Consider the following 25955-nt stretch of genomic DNA (forward strand, 5'->3'; position numbering starts at 1 on the left):
AAAGCAATGACCTTCTTTTATTTAACGATCATAATTGCTATTGCGATAATACTTTGTATTATTATCAGTCTTAACCTTTTCTATCATTTTTAATGAAATATTACCTCGTTGCTATTATTTTGCTACTAAGCTACGTTCTGCCTACCCGTGCACAAAGCAGCAAAAAAGCCAATGCCGACAGTGTGCTGCTTGATCCTATCATCAAAAAGGCCAACGCCTCTTTAGGGAACACTAAGGTGGTCGACTCACTGACCGACTACGCTTTCGGCAAAGCTAAGACGCTAAAAAACAATGATTATGCCGGCAGGGCGGCTTCAGTAAGGTTTGCGTCGGTCGCACTTACAGATATTAATAAGGCGATGCCTTGGTACGATACATCCATGGTTTATCTTAATAAAGTAAAGAACTACTTGTGGATAGGTTATAATAATAACAACCTTGGGCTACAGCTTTGTAGAAAATATAAATTCGAAACGGGGATCAGCTATCTCATCAAGGGGTCCAAAAATTTCGAAACGGCCCGGGATACTGCCATGGTGGGGTATGCTTACATCTGCATATCTAATGCCTTTCATGACTTTGGCAACTACGATAGCGGTAAAAAGTATGCTAAAATGGCTATCGCAATTTTGCAGACCACAAAAAAAAGCACGCCCGAATTGCGTTGGCGGTCTATGACGGTGCTGGCTATTAATTACGATGACAACAAAGAGTACGATAAAGCATTAAACGTGAATTTCAAAAATCTGAAGAACGCTACCGGTAATCATCTTTTCCTGGGGTCTAACTATAATAACATTGGTAACACTTATTTAAAAATAGGCGAATACCAAAAATCCTATAAATACTTGTTACTGTCTTTAAAAGAAAAGATCAAAACACCCGACGATTACCGGCTCTCCAGCGCCTACAGCAACCTTGCCAATGTAAAAATGGAATTGGGCGATCTAAAATTGGCCCGATCCTTTATAGACTCGGCCATGTATCATTCCAAAAAGAGCGGCAGTCCCGAAAAGATCATGGACACGTATGAGAATTTTTCTAAACTGGGTGTTAAGAGCGGCAATTACAAAATAGCGTTCGATTATTTTAAGTTACGGGCCGATCTGCGGGATTCTTTGATCAATGTTACAAAAACCAAGATCGTTTACGATCTGCAGATCCAGTACGAGACCGAAAAAAAGGACAAAGAAAATCAACAATTAAAATATCAATCGAACTTAAGGGCTGTCGCAAGGGACAAGGCCGAGAGCGACAAACGCTTTATCATTTATGTGGCATTGATCGCCGTTGTAGCCCTGTGCGTCATCTTTGCTCTGATCTATCGTAACACCATCGTAAAGAACCGCTTTGCCGAAGAGCAAAAACTGAATAAGGCGCTGCTTGACGGAGAACAGAACGAACGCATACGCATAGCGCGAGATCTGCACGACAGTATTGGCCAAATGATGTCGGTCATTAAAATGAATTTATCCAACCTCAACCATAAATACCCTGCGGATAACCAGATCGACAGCACACTTGTCCTGGTGGATAGGACCATCACTGAGGTGCGGCATATATCGCATAACCTGATCCCCGAGGAATTGAATTTTGGCTTATTTGCGGCCTTAGAAGATATGTTCGATAAAATAAACGCGGGCGACGGCACCAAGATCAACTTCAACATTCCGGATGAGGTGCGCGATCATAGCTTTGAGCGATCCAATGAATTGACCATTTACCGGATAGTGCAAGAGGCCGTGGGAAACATTGTAAAACATGCACAGGCTACCCAAATAGATATATATGTACTGCGACGCGCTGATCAATTGACCATAGCTATTAAAGACAATGGCAGCGGCTTTGATATTGGCCAGATCAAAAACTCTACCGGGATCGGCTGGAAGAATATTGCCGCACGGGTTAACCTACTTGATGGCAATTTGAATGTGCAGTCTGAAAAACTAAGCGGTACTCAAATAGAAATAACCATACCTGATGATAAATAGAACCACTATTTTAATTGCCGACGACCATCAGATGGTTATTGATGGCCTGCAAAGCATGCTGGCGCAGGACGAGCAATATCAGATTGTAGGTCAGGCGAACAACGGACAGATTGCTTACGAAATGTTGGCCGCGGAGCCTGAAAAATATCAGCTTTTGCTTACGGATATCAGCATGCCTTTATTGACCGGCACCCAGTTGTGTAAAATGGTTAAAAGCCAGTTCCCGCATGTGCAAGTGCTTATCCTGAGCATGTATAACAATGCACCCGCTGTAAAAGAAGCTGTTATGGCTGAGGCTGACGGATACATCTTAAAAAATGCGGGGCGTACGGAACTGCTGCAGGCCCTGCACCGGATCACTAATGGTGGCACGTATTTCTCGCAGGATATCGTCCCCATTATTTATAACCAGTATAACAAACAAAAGATACAGGATGAGCAATTGGCTCAGCTGAGTGCACGCGAGAAGGAAGTGCTTGGTTTGATCGTAAAAGAATGCACTTCGGAAGAGATCGCTGAGAAACTATTCATCAGTAAAAAGACGGTAGATAACCATCGCCAGCATTTGTTAGAAAAGACCAATTGCAAAAGCACTGTCGGCTTGGTAAAATTCGCGATCAAAAGCGGCCTGGAGTAAAGCTATCGACCAAATTATAGCTAAATGGGCGTAAAAACCGCGTCGGTTAGTTATATTTGGGCATGCACAAACTTAAAAACTTAATTGCGTTACTTATCCTAATAATGCCGGTAGCCGTTTTTGCTCAGCGTTCGCAAAAACTGGTCATCCCCGGCGATTTTCCTGACCCTTCTGTGATCCGCGTTGGCGATACTTATTATTCAACTTGCTCGGCATCTGAATGGGGACCTATCTTTGCCCTTGCCAAATCTACCGACCTGGTGAATTGGAGCATCGTTAAATACGCCATGCCTACCCGTCCAAAATGGTCTACATCTAACTACTGGGCACCGGAATTATATCACGACGGTAAGAAATTTTTCATCTACTATACTGGCCGTATCGAAGGCGGACCGCTTTGCGTAAGTGTTGCCACTGCCGATAAAGCCGAAGGACCATGGACCGACCACGGCCCGGTAGTTTGCCAAACCGCCGGATCTATAGATGCATCGTGCATTGAGGACGACAAAGGGCAAAAATACCTGATCTGGAAAGAGGATGGCAACAGTGTGAACAAGCCTACACCTATTTGGGGGCAGCAATTATCTAAAAGCGGCATCACCCCTATCGGTGAAAAATTTGAACTATTCCGCAACGATACCCCATGGGAACGTAACCTGGTAGAAGGTGCTTACATTATAAAAAAAGGCGAATATTTTTATTGCTTCTATGCCGGTGCCGGATGCTGCGGCGCTGGTTGCGATTATGCTATCGGTGTTGCCCGCTCTAAGTCTATTAAGGATGGTAAATGGGAGAAGTACGGCAAAAATCCTATCCTTGCCGGTAACGACGTATGGAAATGCCCCGGTCATGGTACCGTAGTGAGCGATACCAAGGGTAACGACTTTTTAATGTACCACGCTTACAGCACCGAAAGCGGCGTTTATGTAGGTCGCCAAGCCCTGATGAGCCAGATCACGTGGACCGCGGACGGCTGGCCTGTAATAAAAGATGGTGCTGATGCGCTGGGAAATGCCGACCCATCCGCCCTTAACTTTACAGATGATTTTACAAAGCTGGCCGCCAGCTGGCGTTGGCCGGTAGAGCATCAGCCAACATTTAAGGCAGCTAATGGCTTGTTAGCGCTAACCGCCATGCCCGAAAGTAATAACAACAAGACCGGTGCAGTATTAGCACAAGCAGCATTAACGCACAACTACGTTGCTACTGCCACAGTAAAAGTTACGCCGGGCGTATCGTCGGGCTTAAGTGCTTTTGGCGATATCAATAACGCTATAGGTTTATCAGTATCCAACGGTGAGTTGCTGTTATGGAAAGTGCGCCGCAACCAACGCAGCGTGATAGACCGTGTGAAAGCGCCCGCCGCTAAAGCTTTACAATTTAAGATCACTGTTCAGCAAGGCAAAAACCTGCAATACGCTTATAGTGTGGATGGCAAAAGCTGGAAGAACATTGGCGAAACGCAAGATGGCGCTTACCTACCACCATGGGATCGTGGCGTACGTATAGCTTTAGTTGCCCAAGGCAAAGGCACTTGTTATTTTGACCGCTTTAGCCTTGCTAAAATGTGATCTTAGATAAGCATTGATAAATGAAAGCCCTTTGCAGGTATTGTCCTGCAAGGGGCTTTTTATTGCGCCCGATGTTTTCCACATTCGTTGTGTGGGGACTGTGCTTTACTTAGCTTCGCCTTTTATTTATGAAAGTAATTATAGCCGAAAAGCCGTCAGTAGGTCGCGAGATCGCCCGTGTATTTGGGGCCAACACTAAACGTGAGGGCTACCTTGAAGGGAAAGGCTACACTTTTACCTGGGCTTTCGGCCATTTATTACAGCTGGCCTCGCCGCAAGAATATGGCTACTATGGCTGGAGCGTACAGCATTTGCCCATGTTGCCTGCTAAATTTAAACTATCGGTACGTAGACAGAACGGCAAGGAAGATGCCGGGGCGAAAAAGCAATTGGAAGTGATCCGAAAACTTTTTGACGAAGCTACCGAGATCATCGTAGCGACGGATGCCGGGCGGGAAGGTGAACTCATCTTCCGCTATATTTATTACTATCTTAAATGTAAAAAGCCGTTCCGCCGGCTTTGGATATCATCACAAACAGACGAAGCTATTAAAGAAGGTTTCCGCAATTTAAAACCGGGGACCGATTACGATACGTTATTTAACTCGGCGCATTGCCGCTCGCAGTCGGATTGGTTGGTTGGGATGAACGCTACGCAGGCTTTAAGTCTTGCATCTGGCAATAAGGGCGTATTATCTTTAGGCCGGGTTCAAACGCCCACGCTTGCCATGATATGCGCGCGCTTTTTAGAGAACCGCGATTTTAAACCCGAAACTTATTTTCAGGTAGCCATATTCCCGGACAAGGACAGGCAAACTTTTAAGGCGATATCGACGAAGAACTACAAAACACGCGAAGAAGCGCAGGCGATACTCGATGCTGTGACGGCTACAGGCAACATAGCCAACTTAGAATCGAAACCAAGGAAAGAACCGCCGCCCCTATTGCACGATCTGAGCAGTTTACAGCAAGAGGGTAACAAGAAAAAGGGCTTTACCGCCGACCAGACCTTGAGCCTGTTGCAAAATTTATATGAGGGTAAGTTAGTAACCTACCCGCGTACCGGTAGCCGCTACATAGGCGATGACGTTTTTGCGCAGGTACCCGATCTGATAGCCAAACTTGGCGAGCACCCCGACTTTGGTAAGCATGCCGTTGCGCTGAATGGTGCAAAACTGAGCAAGCGTAGCGTGAACGCAAAAAAAGTAACAGACCACCACGCGATCTTAACTACAGGCGAAAAGCCCTGGCAGTTGACGCCCGACCAACAAGTCATATACGATCTGGTTGCCGGCCGCATGCTTGAAGCTTTTAATGGTGATTGTTTAAAAGAGATCACCAAGATCACCGTTGTATCAGGCAATCCATTCGTAGCCAGCGGCACGGTGATCCGCACTGCAGGTTGGCGTGCCGTGTTCAATGATGCCGATGACGAGAAAAAGGACGAAGAAAATGCGTCGTTACCTAAAGTTATTCAAGGCGAGGATCTGCCTATTGCAGATAAAAGTATCCTGGAAAAGCAAACTAAACCCAAACCTTTATACAACGAGGCTACCCTACTTAAAGCCTTAGAGACCGCAGGCAAAGAGATAGAGGACGAAGAACTACGCGAGGCCATGAAAGCCGGCGGACTCGGTACACCAGCCACCCGGGCAGCCATTATAGAGACCTTACTGATCAGAAAATATATTGGCCGCGAGAAGAAGAATCTGGTACCGACACCAACGGGCCTTGCCGTTTACGATGTGGTTAAACACCAGCTAATCGCCCAGGCCGAGCTGACCGGCAGTTGGGAAAAACGTTTAGAAGAGATACGTGGCGGCGCATCAGTAAGCCAGTTTCAAGACGAGATCAAGGCATATACCCGCGAGATAACCGGCGAGCTACTACGCTCAGGAAAAGGCGTTGTGTTACCCACCGCTACGCAGAAATAACAGGTCACCATCCGTGGTACAGGTATAGCGCGCCATACGTCCAATTCTGTCCCTGGGTGCCGGGATAGTTAAAGCGGTCCATCATCAAGGCGATGTATTTGAACGGATAACCATCTGGTAATTGGATCACATTTGGCCAAATACGCGAGCCGGATGTTTCGCTCCATGGTGGCAGATCCATTTTTAATGTACCAACCTCTTTCAGGTCGGGATAGGTGTACACGAATAGCTTATTCTCGTTACTGCCTGAAAAGCAATACCTTTTATCGGCAATCATTTGAATAGATGTACCCGTCGAGTTATGTGTTACCGGTCCGGCTATTTGTTTATAGCCACCATCCCAACGGTCCGACTCTAACATAATAGCTTTATAACCGTTCTGATTTTTACAGGCTAGCATCCGCCATTTTTTTGCTTTGGCATCATAGATCATTTGCGGATCTTCCAGATCACCTACCATCTCGAACGTGCGGGCTTTCATCACCCCAAAGCCCCTGCGCGGGTCTTGCTTACTTTCAATGATCAGCAATTGTTTCTTTTCCGTTTCGGGGTTAGCGTATGCACTGAAGCCTGTAGTAACCCCTCGCCACATTTTATCGGCACGATGGTAAAACAGATGCGACGCTACTTCGTTCCGAAGCAAGCCATCATTTCGGTCGAATACGATAATGCCTTCAAATTTAATGTCAAAGGCTGTTGGGGCCATACTAAACACACCTTGCAACGGATGCGGCAAACCGCGCCCCCGGATAGACATGGTGTACCATAAACGGCCCTGGTCTATCATCGGTTCGCCATCTTCGTAAGTGATAGGCCGTATATCCGCCAAGCCCATGCCAGCGCTTAGCGTGGCCTCGGCATTCGCTATTTTCAGACTACCGTTCTTAAGGCCAACAGATATATTGGTATGGAAGGTGTTGATATACTTTGTATCCCGAAGGTCGATAAACTTATTAAAGTCGGCCTGACCGATCACTTCAGGTAAGCTGTCTGTCTTATTATAGACCATTAACCCGCTACCTAACATCTGCAATATAATGCCTTTGCTTATCTTGTGTTTCTCGGCTGCGTTAACTGAGATGGATCGGTCAACAACTGCAGAATTATTCTTGCTGACTTTCAGTTTTACAGCGGTAACAAGGCCGTCTTTAAATTCCGTTACCACCAGCATACGTTCCCTCCCGGGAGAATCCAAAAACTCAAATCCAATATGGCCTTCGCCTGTAATGGCAGACAGATCAATGGCGTATGTTGCGAACGGATTGAAACCGCCCAACCAGATCGAAGACTCTGATGGTGCGGCTGAACTGATCGATAATTCGCTACCGGCCAAAGTAGCTTGAGCGGTCACACCTGCTCTGGCTTCGATAGGGTGCATTACCTGCAGACCTACCACGTTAGCAGGTTTAAACGATGCTAAAACTATCGACTGTTCCTTGTCAAAGACTATGCGCTTTACCCCTTGCCGTACAAAATTGATCTTATCTGGCGTTTGTGCTTTGACCACAACGGCTGCAAAAAGCAATAAACAGCAAAGTGACCGACTTAGAAATTTCATGCTGAAAGTTATAAAAATTGTTCCGGATAATGACCGTCGTCAAATATTCGCCGCGAATGCCTGGTAAATTGCAAACCGTAAGCCACATCTGCTGTTAAACCGCTATGCCAATTCAACCCCGCCCCTATCTTAACCAGATCGCGCAGCTCATCTTTGTATTGATGGGTGCCACTGCTATCTTATATTTTTCACAGTGTATCCTGGTGCCTATCCTATTCAGTTTGGTTCTGGCCCTGTTGCTGTTGCCACTATGCCGCAAGATCGAGTCCATAGGTTCGCCTAAAGCTTTGGCAGCCACAATCGGTATTTTGTTATTGATAACCGTATTTGCCGTCATCTTTTTTGTATTATATTGGCAACTGAGCCAGCTGATACAAGATAGCGGACAAATGAGGGATAAGATAGATGCGTTGATCAAGCAGGTACAGCAGAACATCGACCAAAAATTCGGCCTCCCTCCGCGCGAGCAGAAAAAGATCATTGAACAAAGCAATGGCAACGTAATGTCGTCTGTAAGTGGTGTGTTCGGTGGCTTGTTTGGCATATTAGTGGACATCATATTGGTACTGGTTTATATATTCTTACTATTAGTATTCCGTAGCCATTTGCTTACAGGATTATTAAAAGCTGTACCTGATACCCAGCGCGAAAACGTCCGCAAGATAAGCCGCGAAGCAGCGGGGGTATCGCAACAATATCTACTCGGTTTGGCTATGATGATCGGTTGTTTGTGGGTGATGTATGGTATCGGTTTCTCGCTCATTGGGGTTAAGTATGCCATCTTCTTTGCCGTGCTTTGCGGCACGCTGGAACTGATACCATTTATAGGCAATTTAACGGGGACTATACTTACTGTTGGCATCAGCCTGGTGCAAGGTGCCAGCCTTGGACAGGTGGGTGGTATAGTGGGTATCTATGCTGTGGTGCAATTCACCCAAAGCTACATGTTAGAGCCAATGATCGTTGGTCGTCAGGTCAATCTAAATCCGCTAACAACTATTCTTTGCATCGTTGTTTTTGAAGCCATATGGGGCGTTCCGGGGATGGTGCTGGCCGTGCCTCTAACAGGTATGTTCAAGATCGCCTGCGATCATTTTGAGCAATTAAAACCCTACGGATTTTTGTTAGGCGAAGTGCCGAAAACAAAGAAAGCGAAATGATCATCCAGCTCCACTAAAATATAAAAATATAGCCACCCTCACTTTAATATGAAGGTGTCTACAATCCAGCTTTTACATTAACGGTTTACGATACTGAAACTCGTAAACTGAGCATTCAGATCGCTGCTGCCTTTAAAGTGCAGTCCCGGGCGTGGGCTTCGGTCCCATTGTGGTAAGCGATTAGCCCTTAATTGTGTTTGGCTTGTAAGAGCCTTCCAATCCTCTTTACCTTGTTTGTAAAAGAACGTGCAGGTACGGTCGGCAGCCAGCTCCATTTTCAATTGTACTGGTTGCTTGGCGTTAACAGCACTTTGAGCAAGACTGGTGTATTTATTGTCGGTCACTTGCCATAACACTACCTGATCGTTCTCTGTGCCTATACCGATAGCCATATTGGCATCCCCGTAAAACGAAAGACCTTTTAGTGCAGCGTTATGGTTAAGCACGGTCGCGGTCATCACAAAGCTTCCGGATGCAGGCCTATCCGTTAAAACTATTCCAGTGTTATTCTTTTCGGTCACCGTTCCCGAAAGCGTTAGTACGCCTTTTGCTTGTTTTACGCTTGGAGTAGAGTTACGCATATCCCACTGCCAGTTACGGCCGACAGCCTTGGCTTTAAAATTATCCATGGTGTTAGGTATAGCGCCGCCGAATATTTGCTGGGTCTTAAACACCGGCCAGCCGCCTTTTTCGGGCCAGGTCAATTCAGATACCAATCCCTGGCGACCGGTGATATTTGTACTTTGCTTGTTGTAAGCATGGTGTAAGTACATATCGCGGTCGTCCGGTCCTTTTACAAAGGTACCGTGGCCCATGCATTTCCATTTATCGTTCTCGAACAAAATAGGGTTATTACCATATATCTCGTACGGACCGGCAAAGGTTTTAGCGCGGGCAACCCTAACATTGTAGCTGCAACCCGTACCACAGCAACCACCTGCCGAATAGAACAGATAGAAATAACCATCTCTTTTTAAGAAGCTTTGACCCTCCATCCCTTTCTTTTGATCGTCTTTTAAAAGCGAGAACGGTTCACCTTCAGTTTTTAATCCGTCAGCTGACAGTTTGTAAGCCAATAATTCGATCGGGCGGTTGTCCAACCCGTAAGCTTTAAAGGTGATGTAACGCTGGCCGTTATCTTCAACAATGAATGCGTCGATAGCTTCTTTACCATAAGCGATCATTACACCATGATCTTTAAAATCTTTATCGGGAAATTTAGAACTGGCCACACCTATGAATGAGGTATTGTCGGACTTGCGGCGAGCGGTGTAGTAAATAAAGTAAGTATCGCCGATCTTATAATACTCAGGTGCCCAGAAGGATCCCATGGCCCAATCAGGCATTTTATCGAACACGTAACCCGACTGTTTCCAATTCTTCAGGTCGGTAGACTTGAAGATAGGAAAATGTGGCGCCCATTCAGATGACGTGCCGGTAGCGTAATACGTATCGTTGACCTTGATGATAGAAGGGTCGGCAAAATCACCGGGGATGACCGCGCCGTCATTGATCTGCGCGTACAATACGGCCGGAAAGATCAGTGTTATAACAAAAAAAAGAAATTTGATAACAGTTGTTCTCATAAAAAAGGATGGTTCAAAAGGCTAATTAGCTTATCCTCAAATAAACACATCTTTTGCCACTTAACCAACCCTTACGCAATATTAACTAAACTTGATGGCTCAACTCTCGTGCGTTAATTCCGCCCTTTCTTTAGCCAGCATTTCCAGCTCGCGATCGGTACATTCCCAAACCGCTTTCAGGCCATCGGTAACTCCTGTACGGCGAAAGATAAAATAAAGCGTATCAGCCTCGGCGTACACATGGCGATAACAAAAGTTACCCTGCTCCCGCCCTACCGATAGTACCAAAATTTCGGCCGGGACATCCTGAGGCAAAGGCAAGGCGGCAAGCGCTGCATGGAAACAATCTATCCTTTCGCTCATCAGGCGGCTGTAGTTCATCATCATATGTAAAACTGTATTACAGGTAATTGGTACGACTAAAAGGAAATCGGCAACAGAAAGTTTGCTGTGGCTTATAAATATTTTGCCGGCAATGCATCGTGGCAAACATCCATGTCAAGATCATGAAACAGTTTGCCAACTTTGTATAGTGATGTTGCCGGCTTATCTGCGTAATTTGGCTATTGTCGGCTTCTTCAGGCCGATGTTATCGAGATTTAAATGAGATACAGACCAATATTGTTGCTTTGTTGTTTGATGGTACTTATCAATTTAAGATCAATAGCATCGATAGACCATTTGGTAGCCAACGAACGAACCGCATCTCCGGGGTACACAACTTATTACATTGACCCTCAAAACGGCAACGATAACAATACCGGCAAAACTAAAGCCAAGGCGTGGAAAAGCTTCGCGCCCTCAAACAAACTGATATTTACGGCAAGCGACAAATTGGTGATCCTTTCTCCCGGCCGGTTCAACAATTCTTTAATGCTGATAGCCAAGGGTAGTGTGAAAGAACCTTTCCGTGTCACATTCGCTCCCGGCAAGTATGATCTCTATGATACGGACGCGTACACGACCAAACTGCATATCACCAACACTAATGACGTGCCCGATGGCCTGAAAGCGATCGCGATCGGTATTTCATCGTCAAAAAACATCATCATTGACGGCACCGGCGCAAAGCTGTTGATGCATGGAAAGATGATAGAAACCTTCGTTGACCATAGCGAAAATGTCAGCATAACGGGGCTTAGTTATGATTATAACACCCCTACCGAGTCGGAATGTAAAGTAACTGAACTAACAGACAAATATGCCGATCTGCAAGTACATAAAGATTCTCATTACGATATAGTAGACAGCAATCTGTTTTGGAAAGGCGACGGTTGGCGTTACGCCAGCAGTTGGTACTGGCAAGAGTTTGATCCGGCGACCAGTTTCGTCACACGGACAGGTTTGAATTTAGCGAAGGGCAAATTTGTCGACCTTGGCACCCAGCATATCCGGGTTTATTTAGCCGGCAATTTGGGGTTAAAGAAAGGCTTCATTTACCAGACCCGCGACGTCACCCGCGACTGTGCGGGTTTCTTTTTACAACGCAGCAAGAACATCTCTTTAAGAAACATCCGGATCTATTACATGCACGGCATGGGTGTGGTGAGCCAATATTGCGAGAATTTGAGTTTGGACGGCGTAGTTGTTAAACCCGACGAAGCATCGGGCCGAACGTGCGCTGCCTGGGCAGATATTTTGCATTTTGCGGGCTGCAGGGGTAAGATCGAGGTGAAAAATAGTTACCTATCAGCTGCTAATGATGATGCATTAAATGTTCACGGGATACACTTACGCATTATGGAGCAACCCGCCCCTAACCAGATCAAAGTGCGTTTTATGCACGGCCAAACTTATGGCTTTAATGCTTACGCTCCTGGCGACAGCATCGAACTCATCCACGGTAACAGTTTGCTGGCATTTGGCAACAACGTGGTAACGGGCTCGCAAATGCTTAATGACAAAGAGATCTTGTTGACGTTAAAAAAGCCTATTACCACCGCGCTACAAAAAGACGACGCGGTGGAGAATATCACTTGGACACCATCTCTGAATTTTCATCACAATACCATCACCGCTATCCCTACCCGTGGTGCGTTGGTGACCACACGACGCAAAGTACTGATCGAACATAACAAGTTTATCCGCACATCATCGCAAGCGATATTGGTAGAAGATGATGCCGAAGGTTGGTTTGAGTCAGGCATGGTGAAGGATATGACCATGCGCAACAATAGCTTTGTAGATTGCGGCGAACCGGCGATCAGTATCCACCCCGAGAACAAGATTTACAATGGCCCGGTACATCAAAACATTCGCATCAGCGGGAATATTTTTTTACTGCGCGATGGTGAGGCTTTGGCCGCCAAAAGTACAAAGGGAATTAGTTTTAAAAATAACACTATTAAGCGAGCTAAAAGCGATAAACGGTTGATCTCTTTTGAAAATTGTTTTCAGGTAGATACCCTGACCAACAAGATATCGATACGTTAAAACTGATACCCGATCTTAATATTGACGGGCACACTTATCCCCCAAGTGTTACCTTCTTTATTAGCCATCTCATAAACATTGGGGTGGCGAGACTTTGCTTCGCCATCGTTAGGGTTAGCTATGCCAGATCGGGATACCATCCGGTATTTAACACCAAGTCCGGCGGTTATGTCGAGGATAAAGTTCTTCAGTGGGATCTGCCAACCATATTTGGTATTAAAAGCTAAAGTTTGTTTATCTACCTCGTAGCGGTCGGTATAATTAACATCGTAGTAATTGCCATATTTGACTTTTTGCACGGTAGCTGTATCGTACCCAAAAGTACCATTATAACCATAATCAGCTTTCAATAGCACAAATTCGAAAGCCAGGTATGTAGCTTTTCTTTTACCACGTTCCATAAAATATTTCTGCTCTATGGATAAACGGTTGCCGCGATAGTTAATGAACGGGGTTTGGCGGATCAGGTCTTTCATATACCCGACCGATATTTGGGTAGACCAGTTTTCGGCATAGAAACGCTCGTAACCTAACTCAACCCCGGGATTCACAGGGTCGGCAATACGGATAGGCGACCATTTGATCTGGCTATTTTTTAATTCGGCAGGTTCCAGTTTTACACGCCGTTGCTCAAACAAAGCATTACGCTCGGCTACCGATCGTTTTTGTGCAAATAAAAATTTCGCCTGTCCTAATAATATCAGGGAAAGGAATAAGATCTTGGTATAAGGTTTCATAGATAGGCAGTAAATACGGCGGCCGGGGCCTCCGGGTTTACTTTACTACCAACGCTTCGCCCTCAAAAATTATCCCGGCCCAACCGTGTTGCATAAATTGACGAATATTTTGATGATCGGTGCCATCCGGGGTATCTAACACCGACTGATAGTGCTCGGCAAAAAGTTGCAGGGTATCATCCTGATCCAGATCCTTTAATTGCGCGAACGCGAAAACCCTTGCACTGCCTTGGTTTTGGGTAGCTTCGTTACGGGTATCACCATTTTTAAAGGCCGTTGGGTGGTGCTGATAATTATGGTCTATAAAGGCTATTACGTCTTTAAAGCTTATACTTTTAATTTTAAGATCCTTCAGCAGGGCATCCAGTTGTTCTTTCATAGCAGATGGAGGTATATTTGATTATCACAAAGCTACGATTGTATCGCAATTTTGCATCGTTCATTAACTAAAAAAGCCGCTGTACATGGTACAACGGCTTTATATAATGGTAATACAAATTTATAAACCTTCCTTTTCAAGCAAGGCCAATCTCGCCATCATCTCCAGGCAAGCGCCTTGCATCAGGATATCAAAACTTGTTTGCGTTGTGCCACCCCTTAGATCGTTATTGATCAGGTTGGTAGTACGGTTGCGCGCGTTAGATAACCATGCATTAGACATTGTTTTTTTGAAAGCGTTAACATAGGTCTTGTTATGATCCACTTTGTACAACTCAATAAATCCGCGGAACATTATAGCCTGGAACCAAACGTGACCGGGCTCCAGTATCCTGATCTGCTCGCCAAGTGCATAGGAAGCGAACGGTATGAACCATTTTTTGTAAGCCGACTGCGCGATATTTTGTGCATCGGTAAGATATTTGGTCTCGCCGGTGATGTTATACAGTAACACCGCTGCTTGCATAGGCTGGCCTGAATTGTATTGATATTTATCCTTAGCGATGTTGAGCGCAGAATTTGGATCGTTAGGGTTAGATAGCGTGACGTTATCCCAATACAAATAGTCTGATGGATCTTGCAGTTTGCTCTTGGTCCACTCGTACAACTCCTTAGCGCTTTGCAGGTAAGCAGGCTCTTTAGTAGCCTGATATAACTTAGCCGCCAATACTGCCGCCGGAGCGCTCGAACAAGTATTTTTAGAGTTGCCAAATTCTTTCCAGTAAACACCGCCGCCCATTTTTGTATCGGTACCGGCCAAAACAAAGTTCCAAACTATTTTGGCACGGTCAAGGTAGCCTGCACTTTTGGTTAGCTGGTAAAGATCTACCATATCCAAACCTACCCAAATGTTATCGTCGTAAAAACGCTCATCGCCGGTGCCCGGGTAAACGGCATAAGCCTCGGGGCCATTGTTGGCCCTGTTGCGGAACTTATCTATACCGGTCAATAAACGAGCATCGTATAAGGTCACCATTTTTTGCTTGTAAGCAGGGTATGATTCTGATGCTTCCCTTAAAGCAGCATAGCCCGAAAACACACCGCCGTGGCCCCAGATCACAGCTGCACCGTCCCAAAAATCCTGTGGCTTATTAGGATATGATGATTGCCATATATCGCGTGGTTTATTGGTCAGATAAAGCTGAACCAGCGATGTCATCATGGTATCGGCCCTACGCAGGAATAGCGGGGTATTGTCAACCACAGCCGGAGGATTTACAGAAAATGGCGTAGCCTGAACCGTGGTTTCGTTAGATTTTGCACCTGCTTTATTGATAGCCACCACGCTGACCACATATTTTACCGCTTGCGGCATGATCAGCGATATTTTTTGTTCTGTTCCCTTGGTAGCATTCACTAAAACCGGATTAGGGGCCGAACCGGTGTTATTTGTAGTTGGCATAAATGATATCGATACTTTCAGTAAAGCATCATCATTAGGGTTGGTCCAGCTAATTTCCAGTTCTTTTTCGTCGGTTGTGGGTACTGCCGTTAGTTTAGTAACCGGAGCAATTGTACCCGACAATGCATCTCCGGGCAGTGGCGGATCAACGTTTTTTGTACAGGATACGAGTATTACCGAAATGATCAGTAATAGCGTTATTATTTTGGATAAGATCTTCATCTTGATAAAATATCTTTTGTTATAAATTCTATAAACTTTGGGTTACTAACTATTGCGGGCAACCTTTGCTAACAAACACGCTTGCCGATACTTTTAATTGAGTGTAATTACCACCCAATTTGGCATTGGCCAATATCAGGTTGGTCTCGTACTTGCCGCCGTTATTTGTATCCTGAATATAGCCGGTCTCTACCCCTGCCGTAAAATTCCAGCGGGCCAGTAATCCGGTTGTGCTGCCTGTCAACACACACATATTGTTGCTAACCTCTTGCGCGGTACGGGCAACGGTCCAAACACGGGCTTCGGACACAATACCTCGTAAGGCCCTAAAATCCTGCCCAAAAGAGCGACCGATCTCAAAACGATTGCCATCACTGCTGCTGGCCAGGTTGATAGATGTATGGGTCTCATCATTACGGGTCACTACCAATGGGTCCTGTACACCATTTATGTAGAATTTGTATTTCTGCGCTACATCGGTCTGGTCGCAATCAACCACCAATGCAATATGTAACCACTCATTCAGGTTAAAGCTTTTGGTGGTCTCGAGGGTGATCCTATCACCCAAACCAACGATCTGAATAGGGTGTGTCGGGCGGAAATCATCATTCTTGCCACGGATAATTAAATTACCTTCAAGCCCCATAAAGGTTTGTAAACCACGATAACCGCTTATTCTGCAATTCATCTCAAAGGTCACTTTCTTAACCGACTTGATGGTCTGGTCAACAATAGCAATGTCGCCAAAGTTGGCGTAAGCAAAATACTGGTCAGTAAAGTTCATCGCAAAGTCGCCGCCTGCTACCTTTACATTGAGGGTTGCTTTCTGGCCTTTTTTATCTTCAATAGCGATGGACGTAGTACCGTTAGCTTTACCCTTAACGGTGATCTTATTGTCGTTCACGTAAACTTTTGCTACCAACGGGTTAGCTACTTTAAGAGTATAACCACCACTACCGGCAGTTACGGTGATCTCTTCGCTACCTTGTACAGCTGAAAGATCTACCTGCGTTTTACTTAAAGTTATAGCAGGTGGCGCCGTGATGGTAAGGTTCATGATTACTTCTTTACCCTTTGCATCGGTCACCATTATTTTAGGGCTACCGGCTGCGGTAGCTTTAATAGTGAATTTACCGTGTGATGCCAGTTTGGTTGTGTTCAGCTCAACCATTTGGCCTGCGGTGCCTACCAATTCGGTCTTATAACCACCGTTACCTGAGTTGATGGTAATGGTTACCTCGTTCTTACCGGCAACATTAGCTTCAAGCGCGACATCGGTAGCGCTTAACGTAAGATCGAACAGCTTGGCCACATCCACGTCAACGGTTTGGCGTTTAAAGTACTTGTCGGTGATGACAATTAACGCGTGTGCTTTTTCTTTGTCGGATGTCGCGGTGATGGTGACCACATTGCCATTAACTGTGGCCTTTGCTACAGCATCGCTTGACGAGACAGCTTTGTAATCGCCGTTACCACCGGTTACTGTAACTGTCTGACTGGCGTTGGGCAGCAGCGCCACCGACGTGCGGTCGATGGTCATTTCGACCATGTTTAGGTCGTTAACTTTTTTGCTACAGCCGGGTGTTAACAGCTGTACACTTAACGCGAGGAGCGGAATTAGTGCGTGTTTTTTTTTGAACATAGTTTTTAAAGGTTGATCGGTAAATATAGATCGCCCCATGGCCATGGTGGAGGCCACAGTTAGATCATTGGTTTATAAATGCTTGGCTATGTTTACGGCAACAAACAGCCGTAGGTTACACTTTCGGCCCGAAAGCGACCAAAACCAAAAAAATAATGTTACGCGGAATTGCCTTTTGATCTGAATGGATAAGACTTTTTCACAGGTTAATTATTGGTTACAGCGAAAGTAATAAATTTGATAAGGAAACCAAATGATAAACTAACCTTTTAGGCAAAAAAGACGAATTTGTACGTAAAGTAGGTGTACTTTATAGATATTGACTTTTTAAAGCCTGACATTTAGCGACACATAAGGGTACCAACCCTCGGTAGAATGCCCCGCCAAAACCTGTACCACGGCCAAACCGGCGGGCGAGAAATACGCTCCGCCGCCCGTACCGTGATGAAACTTACTGCTTTGCTCGCCATTTACCCATACCCGGCCCACATCGTAAAAACCTGTCAGGCCCAATTGCCCGGGCAAAATGTAACTGGCAATGTTGGCCAGCTTTAACCGGGCCTGAAAATTATTGTAGACCATATGGTCGCCTGAGAAACGGTTTTGCAGATAACCCAGTAAATTGCCCTGCCCGCCTAAAAACATGGACTGATAGAAAGCCGGGTTGCCGATACTTACACCGCCGCCTATCCTATCTGACAGGGTTAATCTTTTCCCGTCGCCAATGGGCTGATAAAAGGTGAACTCGGGGCGGATCTGGGCAAAGTCTTTAGAATAACTGTTAAGCCCGGTGTAGGCAACGATATTGGCGCTAAGGGCATAGCCACTACGCGGCAATATGGTATTGTCCCGATGATCTGATATGTAGTTTATCAGTAAACCTGCGTGCGCTTTGTTATTATACACGCTTGTTGCATCATAAGCGTTGATCAGCGCGGTTTGATTAAGGAAACGCCCGGCATTATCTTCGGGACCTGCATGGTATAATTGCAACGACGGGCCAATGCTTAACCTGCACCTATCGGCAACACGCCAGCGTAAAGCCAAGTCAAACTGGTAGGTATCAAATCTTGTGCGATGATAACGGCGATAGCCCGGGAACTTATCTAAACTTGTCTCGTTCCCCCGTCCAAAAAAGTTGACCGTATTATCCGGTGCTTGCAGAAAGGCCTGGGCAGTAATATCGGCTTTGCCGATCAACTCCGTCCACTCGCCGTTATATTTTATCCTGAAAGCATCGGTAGCAAAAGCATGGGTGATCAATAACTGCTGGACAGTGGTATAAGGCACTTTCCTGAAACCATCTCTGCCTATATACTTGGCGCCGAGTCCGATCAGCAAACCGTCATCGGCATTAATGCCGCCTGTGGCCAACGGCATCCAAACGTTATACAAATTAACGGGGACAAACCTGCCGTTCAGAGTGTCTTTAGATAGATGCTGACGGATCTTATGTTTCAGGTCGCCCGTTACCTTTACACTATCTTTTTGGCCGTAAACGTCTATCTTATTGATGCTATTATCTACAAAAAAGGATTTGGCACCAGCGCTGTCAATTATCCTGATCTTGATCGGCGAAGTAGCGTTACTGATCGTCACCCGGTCTTTGCCGCCTTGCAAATAAATTCGTAACTCTTCGGTAACATAAGGCTGATAGGTCATGTTCATCAGCTCACCCCGCTCCTGTCCGTCGGCGTTGATCTTTTGGATACTTATACGCAACGCTTTGTTCGGTTCGCCTACTATCGAAACCTTTTCGGCTTTATCTGTGGTGCGGATATCTACTATCCGGTTCACAAATCTGTAGTATTCGGCCATAGCGGCCGGGATAGCATCTCGGCGTTGCTTCAGCTTACGGAAAAGTTCATCGTGCCTTAATTGATAAGTTTCTTTGGGTAAACGTTTCAGACCCGCCTCTAAAACTGCATCGGTCTCGGCTTTAACAAATTCATTGGTGATACGCATCCAATCTTCAATACTCATCTGAGCATCGGGCATGGCACCCATGAATCGGGTTTTAGCTAAAGAGAATTTAACGCGGGGTATCTCGCCCTCAAAATCATCTAACAATGGGGAGATGAAGGGCTGTGCAGCTATCTTAGGGAACAGACCTTCGGTAAGGTGAAATACCTGATCGCGGTCCCGAGGCACGGGGTCGTACATTTTATCTTTGCCTTTTTTGTTCGGTGTCCAGCGCCATTGGTCTTCGTGGCGATCCCAATCACCGATCAGCAGGTCAAGCAAACGGGCTTTCAGGAATAACTCAGCATTAAAGCGGTTATCATAATTCTTGACCAGATCCTTCTGCATCTTAATGGTATTGTCAGACTCGCCTGTAGGCTCGCGTTCCTCTACCAAACAAACCAGGCCTACGAACATCTTTTGGTATTCGCCAAGATTTGGATCATCTGCCACCACGCCGATCACCGGGTTGGCATGCGGCACACCAACAGCCGCAGCCAACGGCGGAACGACTAAAGCCGAGTATGGATGCTGCCCACTGAATTCGTCGTCGAACCAATCCACAGCGAACGTATTTTGCAGGCCCTCAGGCAATAATTTATCCGGAACTTTTTCTACACTGCGCAAAACCCATTCGCGGCCTTTTTTATCCTGCAGGCGCAGTGATTTTGATTGCATACCACCGCCTTGCTTAAGCGGCGTGAGACCACCATTAAATTGCGACAATCTGATCAGCGATAGCTTTACAGGCAAAGCCCATTCCTTGCGATAATTCTCGCCGAACAACCACCGGTGTACGCCGCTCACATTGTTATAAGACGCATGGACACTAACGGTCACACTATCTTTCATCGGGGCGGTTTGTGCTAAACCAACACCCGACCAAAACGAAAGGGATATGGCAACGGCGAGGAACTGTTTCATAACGGTGGTGATACACAAAGTTACCGCTAAAACTTCAACAATTCCATCACTCTAATTGTCTGCTTTGTCTAATATTTATCTGTTGGTGTGGCGCTCATATCCAATATCAGTTTGCCGCCTTTAGTAAGGTCGGCAAATGACATGAACGGTGCATGCAACACCCGGCCATTAAGTGTGAATTTCTTTACGTAGCTATTCGTCGTCGAGCCTTTTTTAGCCTCGATCACAAATTGCTTACCCTTATAATATTTAGGATTTAGTTTGATGGTGACCTTATTGAACAATGGGCTGCCCAAACCTAAAGATGGTTTGCTATCGGTCAACCCTTTCACATCGAACAGCCCTAAACTCGATATCACATACCAGGCACCCAGTTGGCCCTGGTCTTCGTCCTGCCCATAACCGTAGCCATGGATACCCTCGGTTCCATAAAATTCATCGCAGATGGCGCGTACCCATTTTTGCGTCAGCGATGGCTTGCCCGAATAATTGAACAGCCAGGCGATATGCAGGTTAGGCTGGTTACCTTGATTATAAAGCCCTTCTAACCCGGCAAAAGCATCAATCTTAGTCCCTCCGCCAAATGCTTGTTTTTGCGACAGGATAAACACGCTATCTAAACGGCTATTGAAACGGTCTTTACCGATACGACCGATCAGTCCATCCGGATCATGCGGTACATAATAAGTGTACTGATAAGCATTACCTTCCTGAAAGCCGCGCCATGCTTGCGACGGCCTAAAATTATCTATGAATTTCCCGTCGGCGGTTTTAGGGTGCATCAACTTTAATTCCGGATCGAACAGATGCTGCCAGCCTTTTGATAGCCGGTAGAATTGTTTATAATCCTCGGCCTTACCCAAAGCTTTTGCCCACTGTGCCAAAGCATACGTACTGAACGAATACTCTAAAGTATGGGACGATGAGAACTGCCAGGCCTCCACAAAACCTTTCCCATTGTCGATATGCGGTACATAACCTTTCTCTACAAATTGCGCTACGTCCAGTTTACCTGCGCCGCGCGGGCGGTCTTTGCCGTCCAATTCGTTCTTTTTAGCAGCAGCATAGCCTGTAGCGATATCAAAATCGCGGATACCGACTGCATAAGCGCCGGCAATAGCCAAACTTTGAAAGTTAGTGCCTACACCCGATACATATTTGCTATTGGCGATACCATCCGCCAACCAGCCCGAATCTTTGTAGATGAGTATCTGGCTTTTTACGTAGTCAGAGTAATACTCCGGATAGGCGATCGCCCACAATTGCGTCAGGTTCCAAAATGCGCCCCAAATAGCATCGGTGTTGTAATGGTTGTATTGAGGTTTGCCCAACTTATTCAAAGGGACTTGCCCAACGCTTCCGTCATTCTTTGGGTAAGCGCCATTGATGTCACTCGCTAAACCTCTTCCCAATAATGAATGGTACAGGCCGGTGTAGAACTTCACCATATCATCTTTTTTTGGCGACTCGACGGTGATCCGGCTTAAATATTCATTCCATTGGTTATGCGACTTTGCCTTGGCCTGTTCAAAGGTCATAGTTGATGCTTCACTTTGTAAATTCAACCGGGCGTTGGCTATCGACGTGTACGATAGACCAGCTTTAATAGAGATAGCTTCTTTGTCTTTAGTTGTAAAGGTCAGGTAAAGCCCCGCTCCTTTTCCGCTCGACTCGGTCTGCCCGGCTGTAGTTTGCTCTCCTTTAAATATGCCAAAGCTATCAGGCTTTTTATCTACCACAGCCGAGAAATACATGGCTACTTCAGCATCAGGTTGATATTTAAGAACGTACACCGGCCGGGTGATCACGTAGCCCTCTATCCTACCATCGGGTGTCATGTAAACTTTGGCGTCTTTTACCTCCCCGCTCTCGCCTTGCTTGTTGCCAATATCGAACAGAATGTGCGATTCCTTGCCTGCCGGAAAAGTATATCTATGGAAAGCCACCCGCGGTGAAGCGGTCAATTCGGCTTTAATGTTGTAGTCTTTTAGCATTACCGAGTAATAGCCAGCCGTAGCGTATTCATCTTTACGATCAAAGTTTGAACGGTAACCATCTTCGGGCTTTTCCATTTTGCCGGGAATGGTCTGTAACTTACCAGTTATCGGTGCGAATACCACACCACCTACCTGGAACTCATGAAAGTTAGCAAAACCCTCTATCGACGTATGGCGATAGTCGTACCCTACAGCCTCCCATCCACCAGCGTTACCATAGCTCCCGTTGGTTGATGGCGCGGGTTTGGCCATCCCGAATGGTGCCGCACCCGGTGTAAAAAAGAACCAACGCGAGTGCGCCGTCCCGATCAACGGGTCAACATATTGCGTCAGATCTTTAGTTTGGGCCGACAGCGCTACAGGAGCACAAACTCCCGTCGCGATCACAGCTACCTGTAAGTATCTCTTTAAAAGTGACTTCATTGTCTTAATGAATAGGTGTTTGTGTGTTGTTAAATTGTTCTTTAGACGGATCGATACCTTTCTCTTTCCAGTAGTTCTCAATGTGTTCCAACGACTGACCTTTGGTTTCAGGCAGCAATTTGTAAACCACTAAGAACGCTACCACGCAAAAGAAACCAAAGAACCAAAACGTCCCTGCCGTACCTAAGCCTTTTAATAAGATCGGTGTAAGCTGACCAACGATCGTATCGGCTACCCACATCGTCATGATACTGATAGCCAGCGCACGGCCACGAATAGCATTCGGGAATATCTCTGACGCGACCACAAATTTCAGCGGCCCGATGGAGAAAGCAAAACAAGCTAAGAAGGCTAACACGCATATCAATAACCAAATACTGGTAGTTGCACCGAAGTAAAAACAAAACCCGGTGGCTACCAAAGTAATAGCGGCCCCTGCCGTTCCCCAAAGGTAAAGCGGGCGTCGTCCCCAGCTGTCAACTTTCCATATCGCCACCAATGTGAACAACATATTAGCCGTCCCAAAGATGATCTGGCTGATCAGTGAATTACTTAGTGATATCCCTGCGTTGCTTAAAATGCTTGGTCCATAATAGATGATGGCGTTAATTCCGCTAAATTGCGAGAACAACGGCAACAGGATACCGATCAGTAAAGCACGGCGCATGTTAGGTGCGAATATCTCTTTATATGAACCCTCTGTTTGAGCCGACTGTTCGGTCGTTTCGGCATCGGCTGTTTGTGATCCTGATATTTGTTCGATGATCTCGCGCCCTTCACTAATTCGTCCTTTACTGATCAACCACCTTGGACTTTCGGGTATAATTAACAGACCTAAAACAAACAGGATAGCTGGTATAGCGCCTAAACCAAACATAGCCCGCCATATCTCGTCTTTAAATAACTCGCCACCATTGGTATTGTAGTTAACTAAAGCGGCATTGCTCAGGTAAGCCACCAGGATACCAAAAGTTAATGCGAACTGGTAGTAAGTCACCAATCGCCCGCGAATATTAGCCGGAGCTATCTCTGAAATATAAAGCGGCACTACGTTAGATGCGATACCGATACCGAAACCACCTATCAAACGCGAGGCTATCACCAATGATAAGCCCGGCAAATACGCGCAACCGATAGCCGATAACAAAAACAAAAATGCCGATAATAATAAAGGCCGACGGCGGCCTAACCTGTCGCTTAACTCGCCCGAAAAAGCGACGCCAATGATACAACCAACCAAGGCGGCCGATACGAACCAGCCTTCCTGCGCCGGACTAAGAGCAAATTGCTTCTCGACAAAGGGCAACACGCCCGATATCACGGCCATATCAAACCCGAACAGGAAGCCGCCGAGCGAGGCCACAATAGTGATCAGGCCCAAGCCAATAGTATTTTTCTTCGTCATAAATAGGTTTATAATTTAATTGGTTATGGTTTTATAAAGGCCCGCACCACTTTAGCACGTGTAGTACTGCGGTTGTAAAGCGTATAGGTTTTAGCAGCGGCGGGTACCACAAAGGTTTCAGCGAAATAAAAAGTCGTTTTGGGCCCATCTCCCGCTACAATTTCTATCGAGGTACCTTCTACCAACATCAACACATTCACTGAGCCATCGGTCTGCACGGTGATCTTGGTATCAAATTCCAAGCGTTCCACATCATAAAAATGATCGGCGTGTGTAGGCAGGTGAACGATCTGCCAATTATCGCCCTGTTTGATCACAGATGGTTTGGATATTAACTCATCGACAACCCGCTGCCCCTTACGCTCAAATTTTAAATTGTTAAAAGCGTGGTCGATATTGATCGCGCGTGGCTGACCGTTCAGATCCAACCGCACCCAATCATACATTTTAAAGGTGAAAATATAGGGCGTCGCACTGATCTCTAAAACCAGGTTACCGGCGGCCGCACTATGCACTGTACCGTTGGGGATCAGGAACAGATCATGCTTTTTGGCATCGTGCAGTTGCACGTATTTGGTGATATCGATCTTTGTGCCTGTCGCCTGACTATGTTCTAATTCTTCTCTGAATTGTTTCGGGTTAATATCGTCCTGGAAACCAAGATAAACACTCGCGCCTTCCTGGGCTTCTAAAATGTAATAGGTCTCATCCTGCGTGATCACTGGCTCGCCAAAATGTTGCTCGATGTATTGTTGCGACGGATGGCATTGGATAGAAAGGTTGCCACCATCCCAGGTGTCCAGAAAGTCGAACCTGATCGGGAAGATGTCGCCAAAGAGCATGGCATGTTTACCCAGCACAGCTTCTTTTTGCTTGAACATCAAAAAATCGAACGAGACCTCCAGCAGATTCCCGTCGCTCTCAAAAACGATCCCGTTCTCCGGCACGATCAACTCGAACGACCAGGCCAGGTTGACGTCCTCTTTATTTAGCCCTTCGATATTTTCCTTCATCCACTGGCCGCCCCAAGCCCCGGCCTCAAACCATGGCCGAACACGAAAAACCTCCTTACTCATGTGTAGCAGGGCGTTGTTGAAAGGCGCGGCCAACATCCAGTTAATGGTGCCTTTCCACTGTGTATCCGCGATCACGGCAATACGATCTACAATGGCTTTTTTATATTCATTCAGTACCGGCCAATCCACAAAGTAGAAGCGCTTGTACATTTCGGCGTTAGTGTCGGTCTTGCCGCTTCCTAAATTGGTGACTGCTCCGGCACGCATCCGCAATTGCAGCTCATTTTTAGGCAGGTCCAAATAGACCAGTTGGGCATCATGCGCTATCATTGAGGAACCTGTACCGATAACTATCGTAATATCAAATTCAGGATCGGCTACTATCTCGCCCTTAAAATTAAAAAATTGACTAAGTGTAAGATCTGTCTTAGTACCCCAAACAGAGCCGGGTGTGCCGATGAATGTCGATACTAATTCTTCTATCTCTTCCGGTGAGCGGAGATAGTCGGCAGTATCCACCCAACGTACATTCAGGCCTACATTCTGAAACTCCTGATTTAACGCTTGCTTTACTTCGTTCCAAAATGCACCGATATAACCATCTATCGCCACAAATTTGTGTTCGGCTATCCAATGTGCTAAAGATGAGTAACCACTAAATATCTTGCCACTACCTACAGCATGGTAAGGATAAATATCATAACCTTCCGGTCGTTCGGCGGTCAGGCTTGAGGGCATTAAGGGTTGCAGACCTGTACGCCATTTGGCAGCAGGTGTGTTTTGTATGGTATTCAAGATAGTTAATTTAGTTGTTTGGATGGCTTTAGGCAGCCCTCGTTTTCTATATGTACAAACATATAAACATATTAGCTCCAAACCAATATTATTTTTAAATTTGGACCTGCATTTGAGTTCGC

The 25955-nt window shown here is 46.0% G+C and carries 17 protein-coding genes; 6 read left to right on the top strand and 11 right to left on the bottom strand.

The window, feature by feature from the left end:
• Positions 1 to 92: 92 nt before the first annotated feature.
• The 4 genes from IRJ16_RS00835 to topB all read left to right on the top strand — a co-directional run bounded on the left by IRJ16_RS00835 (position 93) and on the right by topB (position 6133).
• Positions 93 to 1991, top strand: coding sequence for a tetratricopeptide repeat-containing sensor histidine kinase (locus IRJ16_RS00835; RefSeq protein WP_194109620.1), 1899 nt, complete (start codon positions 93 to 95; stop codon positions 1989 to 1991).
• On the top strand, positions 1981 to 2628 hold the full coding sequence (locus tag IRJ16_RS00840; protein ID WP_194109621.1) for a response regulator transcription factor: 648 nt from the start codon (positions 1981 to 1983) through the stop codon (positions 2626 to 2628). Before IRJ16_RS00835 ends, IRJ16_RS00840 begins: the two co-directional genes overlap by 11 nt.
• A gap of 104 nt (positions 2629 to 2732) precedes the next feature.
• The gene (locus tag IRJ16_RS00845; protein ID WP_194109622.1) at positions 2733 to 4199 is read left to right on the top strand and encodes a family 43 glycosylhydrolase; all 1467 of its coding nucleotides are present in this window, start codon (positions 2733 to 2735) and stop codon (positions 4197 to 4199) included.
• A 128-nt stretch (positions 4200 to 4327) separates the two neighbouring features.
• Positions 4328 to 6133 (top strand): DNA topoisomerase III, encoded by a 1806-nt coding sequence (gene topB, locus IRJ16_RS00850; RefSeq protein ID WP_194109623.1) that lies wholly within the window; start codon positions 4328 to 4330, stop codon positions 6131 to 6133.
• Between the two features lie 4 nt (positions 6134 to 6137).
• Here the strand turns inward: topB and IRJ16_RS00855 are convergent, their stop codons facing one another.
• Positions 6138 to 7691 carry a hypothetical protein gene (locus IRJ16_RS00855; RefSeq protein ID WP_194109624.1) on the bottom strand — a complete coding sequence of 518 codons (1554 nt, stop codon included), beginning with the start codon at positions 7689 to 7691 and terminating at the stop codon, positions 6138 to 6140.
• 104 nt (positions 7692 to 7795) lie between these two features.
• Between IRJ16_RS00855 and IRJ16_RS00860 the strand changes: the two genes are divergently transcribed.
• A complete protein-coding gene (locus IRJ16_RS00860) occupies positions 7796 to 8851 on the top strand; it encodes an AI-2E family transporter (protein WP_194109625.1) in 1056 nt (351 codons plus the stop codon).
• A 77-nt stretch (positions 8852 to 8928) separates the two neighbouring features.
• Here IRJ16_RS00860 and IRJ16_RS00865 read toward each other — a convergent pair whose 3' ends face one another.
• Together IRJ16_RS00865 and IRJ16_RS00870 are read right to left on the bottom strand one after the other, a co-directional pair.
• Positions 8929 to 10437, bottom strand: a complete 1509-nt coding sequence (locus IRJ16_RS00865) for a glycoside hydrolase family 43 protein (RefSeq protein WP_194109626.1) — start codon at positions 10435 to 10437, stop codon at positions 8929 to 8931.
• A 99-nt stretch (positions 10438 to 10536) separates the two neighbouring features.
• Positions 10537 to 10824: a hypothetical protein gene (locus IRJ16_RS00870; RefSeq protein WP_194109627.1), complete on the bottom strand. Its 288-nt coding sequence runs from the start codon at positions 10822 to 10824 to the stop codon at positions 10537 to 10539.
• A 216-nt stretch (positions 10825 to 11040) separates the two neighbouring features.
• Between IRJ16_RS00870 and IRJ16_RS00875 the strand changes: the two genes are divergently transcribed.
• Complete coding sequence (locus IRJ16_RS00875) at positions 11041 to 12870, top strand: right-handed parallel beta-helix repeat-containing protein (RefSeq protein WP_194109628.1); 1830 nt, start codon at positions 11041 to 11043, stop codon at positions 12868 to 12870.
• Here the strand turns inward: IRJ16_RS00875 and IRJ16_RS00880 are convergent.
• The 8 genes from IRJ16_RS00880 to IRJ16_RS00915 all read right to left on the bottom strand — a co-directional run bounded on the left by IRJ16_RS00880 (position 12867) and on the right by IRJ16_RS00915 (position 25833).
• Complete coding sequence (locus IRJ16_RS00880) at positions 12867 to 13607, bottom strand: hypothetical protein (RefSeq protein ID WP_194109629.1); 741 nt, start codon at positions 13605 to 13607, stop codon at positions 12867 to 12869. The genes IRJ16_RS00875 and IRJ16_RS00880 overlap by 4 nt on opposite strands.
• Before the next feature lie 37 nt (positions 13608 to 13644).
• Positions 13645 to 13986 carry a HopJ type III effector protein gene (locus IRJ16_RS00885; protein WP_194109630.1) on the bottom strand — a complete coding sequence of 114 codons (342 nt, stop codon included), beginning with the start codon at positions 13984 to 13986 and terminating at the stop codon, positions 13645 to 13647.
• Between the two features lie 120 nt (positions 13987 to 14106).
• Positions 14107 to 15669, bottom strand: a complete 1563-nt coding sequence (locus IRJ16_RS00890; RefSeq protein WP_194109631.1) for a glycoside hydrolase family 76 protein — start codon at positions 15667 to 15669, stop codon at positions 14107 to 14109.
• Positions 15670 to 15718: 49 nt separating this feature from the next.
• The gene (locus tag IRJ16_RS00895) at positions 15719 to 17311 is read right to left on the bottom strand and encodes a LamG domain-containing protein (protein ID WP_194109632.1); all 1593 of its coding nucleotides are present in this window, start codon (positions 17309 to 17311) and stop codon (positions 15719 to 15721) included.
• A 327-nt stretch (positions 17312 to 17638) separates the two neighbouring features.
• Positions 17639 to 20197 carry a BamA/TamA family outer membrane protein gene (locus IRJ16_RS00900; protein WP_194109633.1) on the bottom strand — a complete coding sequence of 853 codons (2559 nt, stop codon included), beginning with the start codon at positions 20195 to 20197 and terminating at the stop codon, positions 17639 to 17641.
• Positions 20198 to 20265: 68 nt separating this feature from the next.
• Positions 20266 to 22617: a GH92 family glycosyl hydrolase gene (locus tag IRJ16_RS00905; protein ID WP_194109634.1), complete on the bottom strand. Its 2352-nt coding sequence runs from the start codon at positions 22615 to 22617 to the stop codon at positions 20266 to 20268.
• 4 nt (positions 22618 to 22621) lie between these two features.
• Positions 22622 to 24022 carry a sugar porter family MFS transporter gene (locus IRJ16_RS00910; RefSeq protein ID WP_194109635.1) on the bottom strand — a complete coding sequence of 467 codons (1401 nt, stop codon included), beginning with the start codon at positions 24020 to 24022 and terminating at the stop codon, positions 22622 to 22624.
• Positions 24023 to 24045: 23 nt separating this feature from the next.
• Entirely contained in the window at positions 24046 to 25833 is a 1788-nt protein-coding gene (locus tag IRJ16_RS00915; protein ID WP_194109636.1) for a class I mannose-6-phosphate isomerase, read from the bottom strand.
• Positions 25834 to 25955: the final 122 nt, after the last annotated feature.

This window comes from Mucilaginibacter myungsuensis (genome assembly GCF_015222005.1).
GTDB lineage: Bacteria > Bacteroidota > Bacteroidia > Sphingobacteriales > Sphingobacteriaceae > Mucilaginibacter > Mucilaginibacter myungsuensis.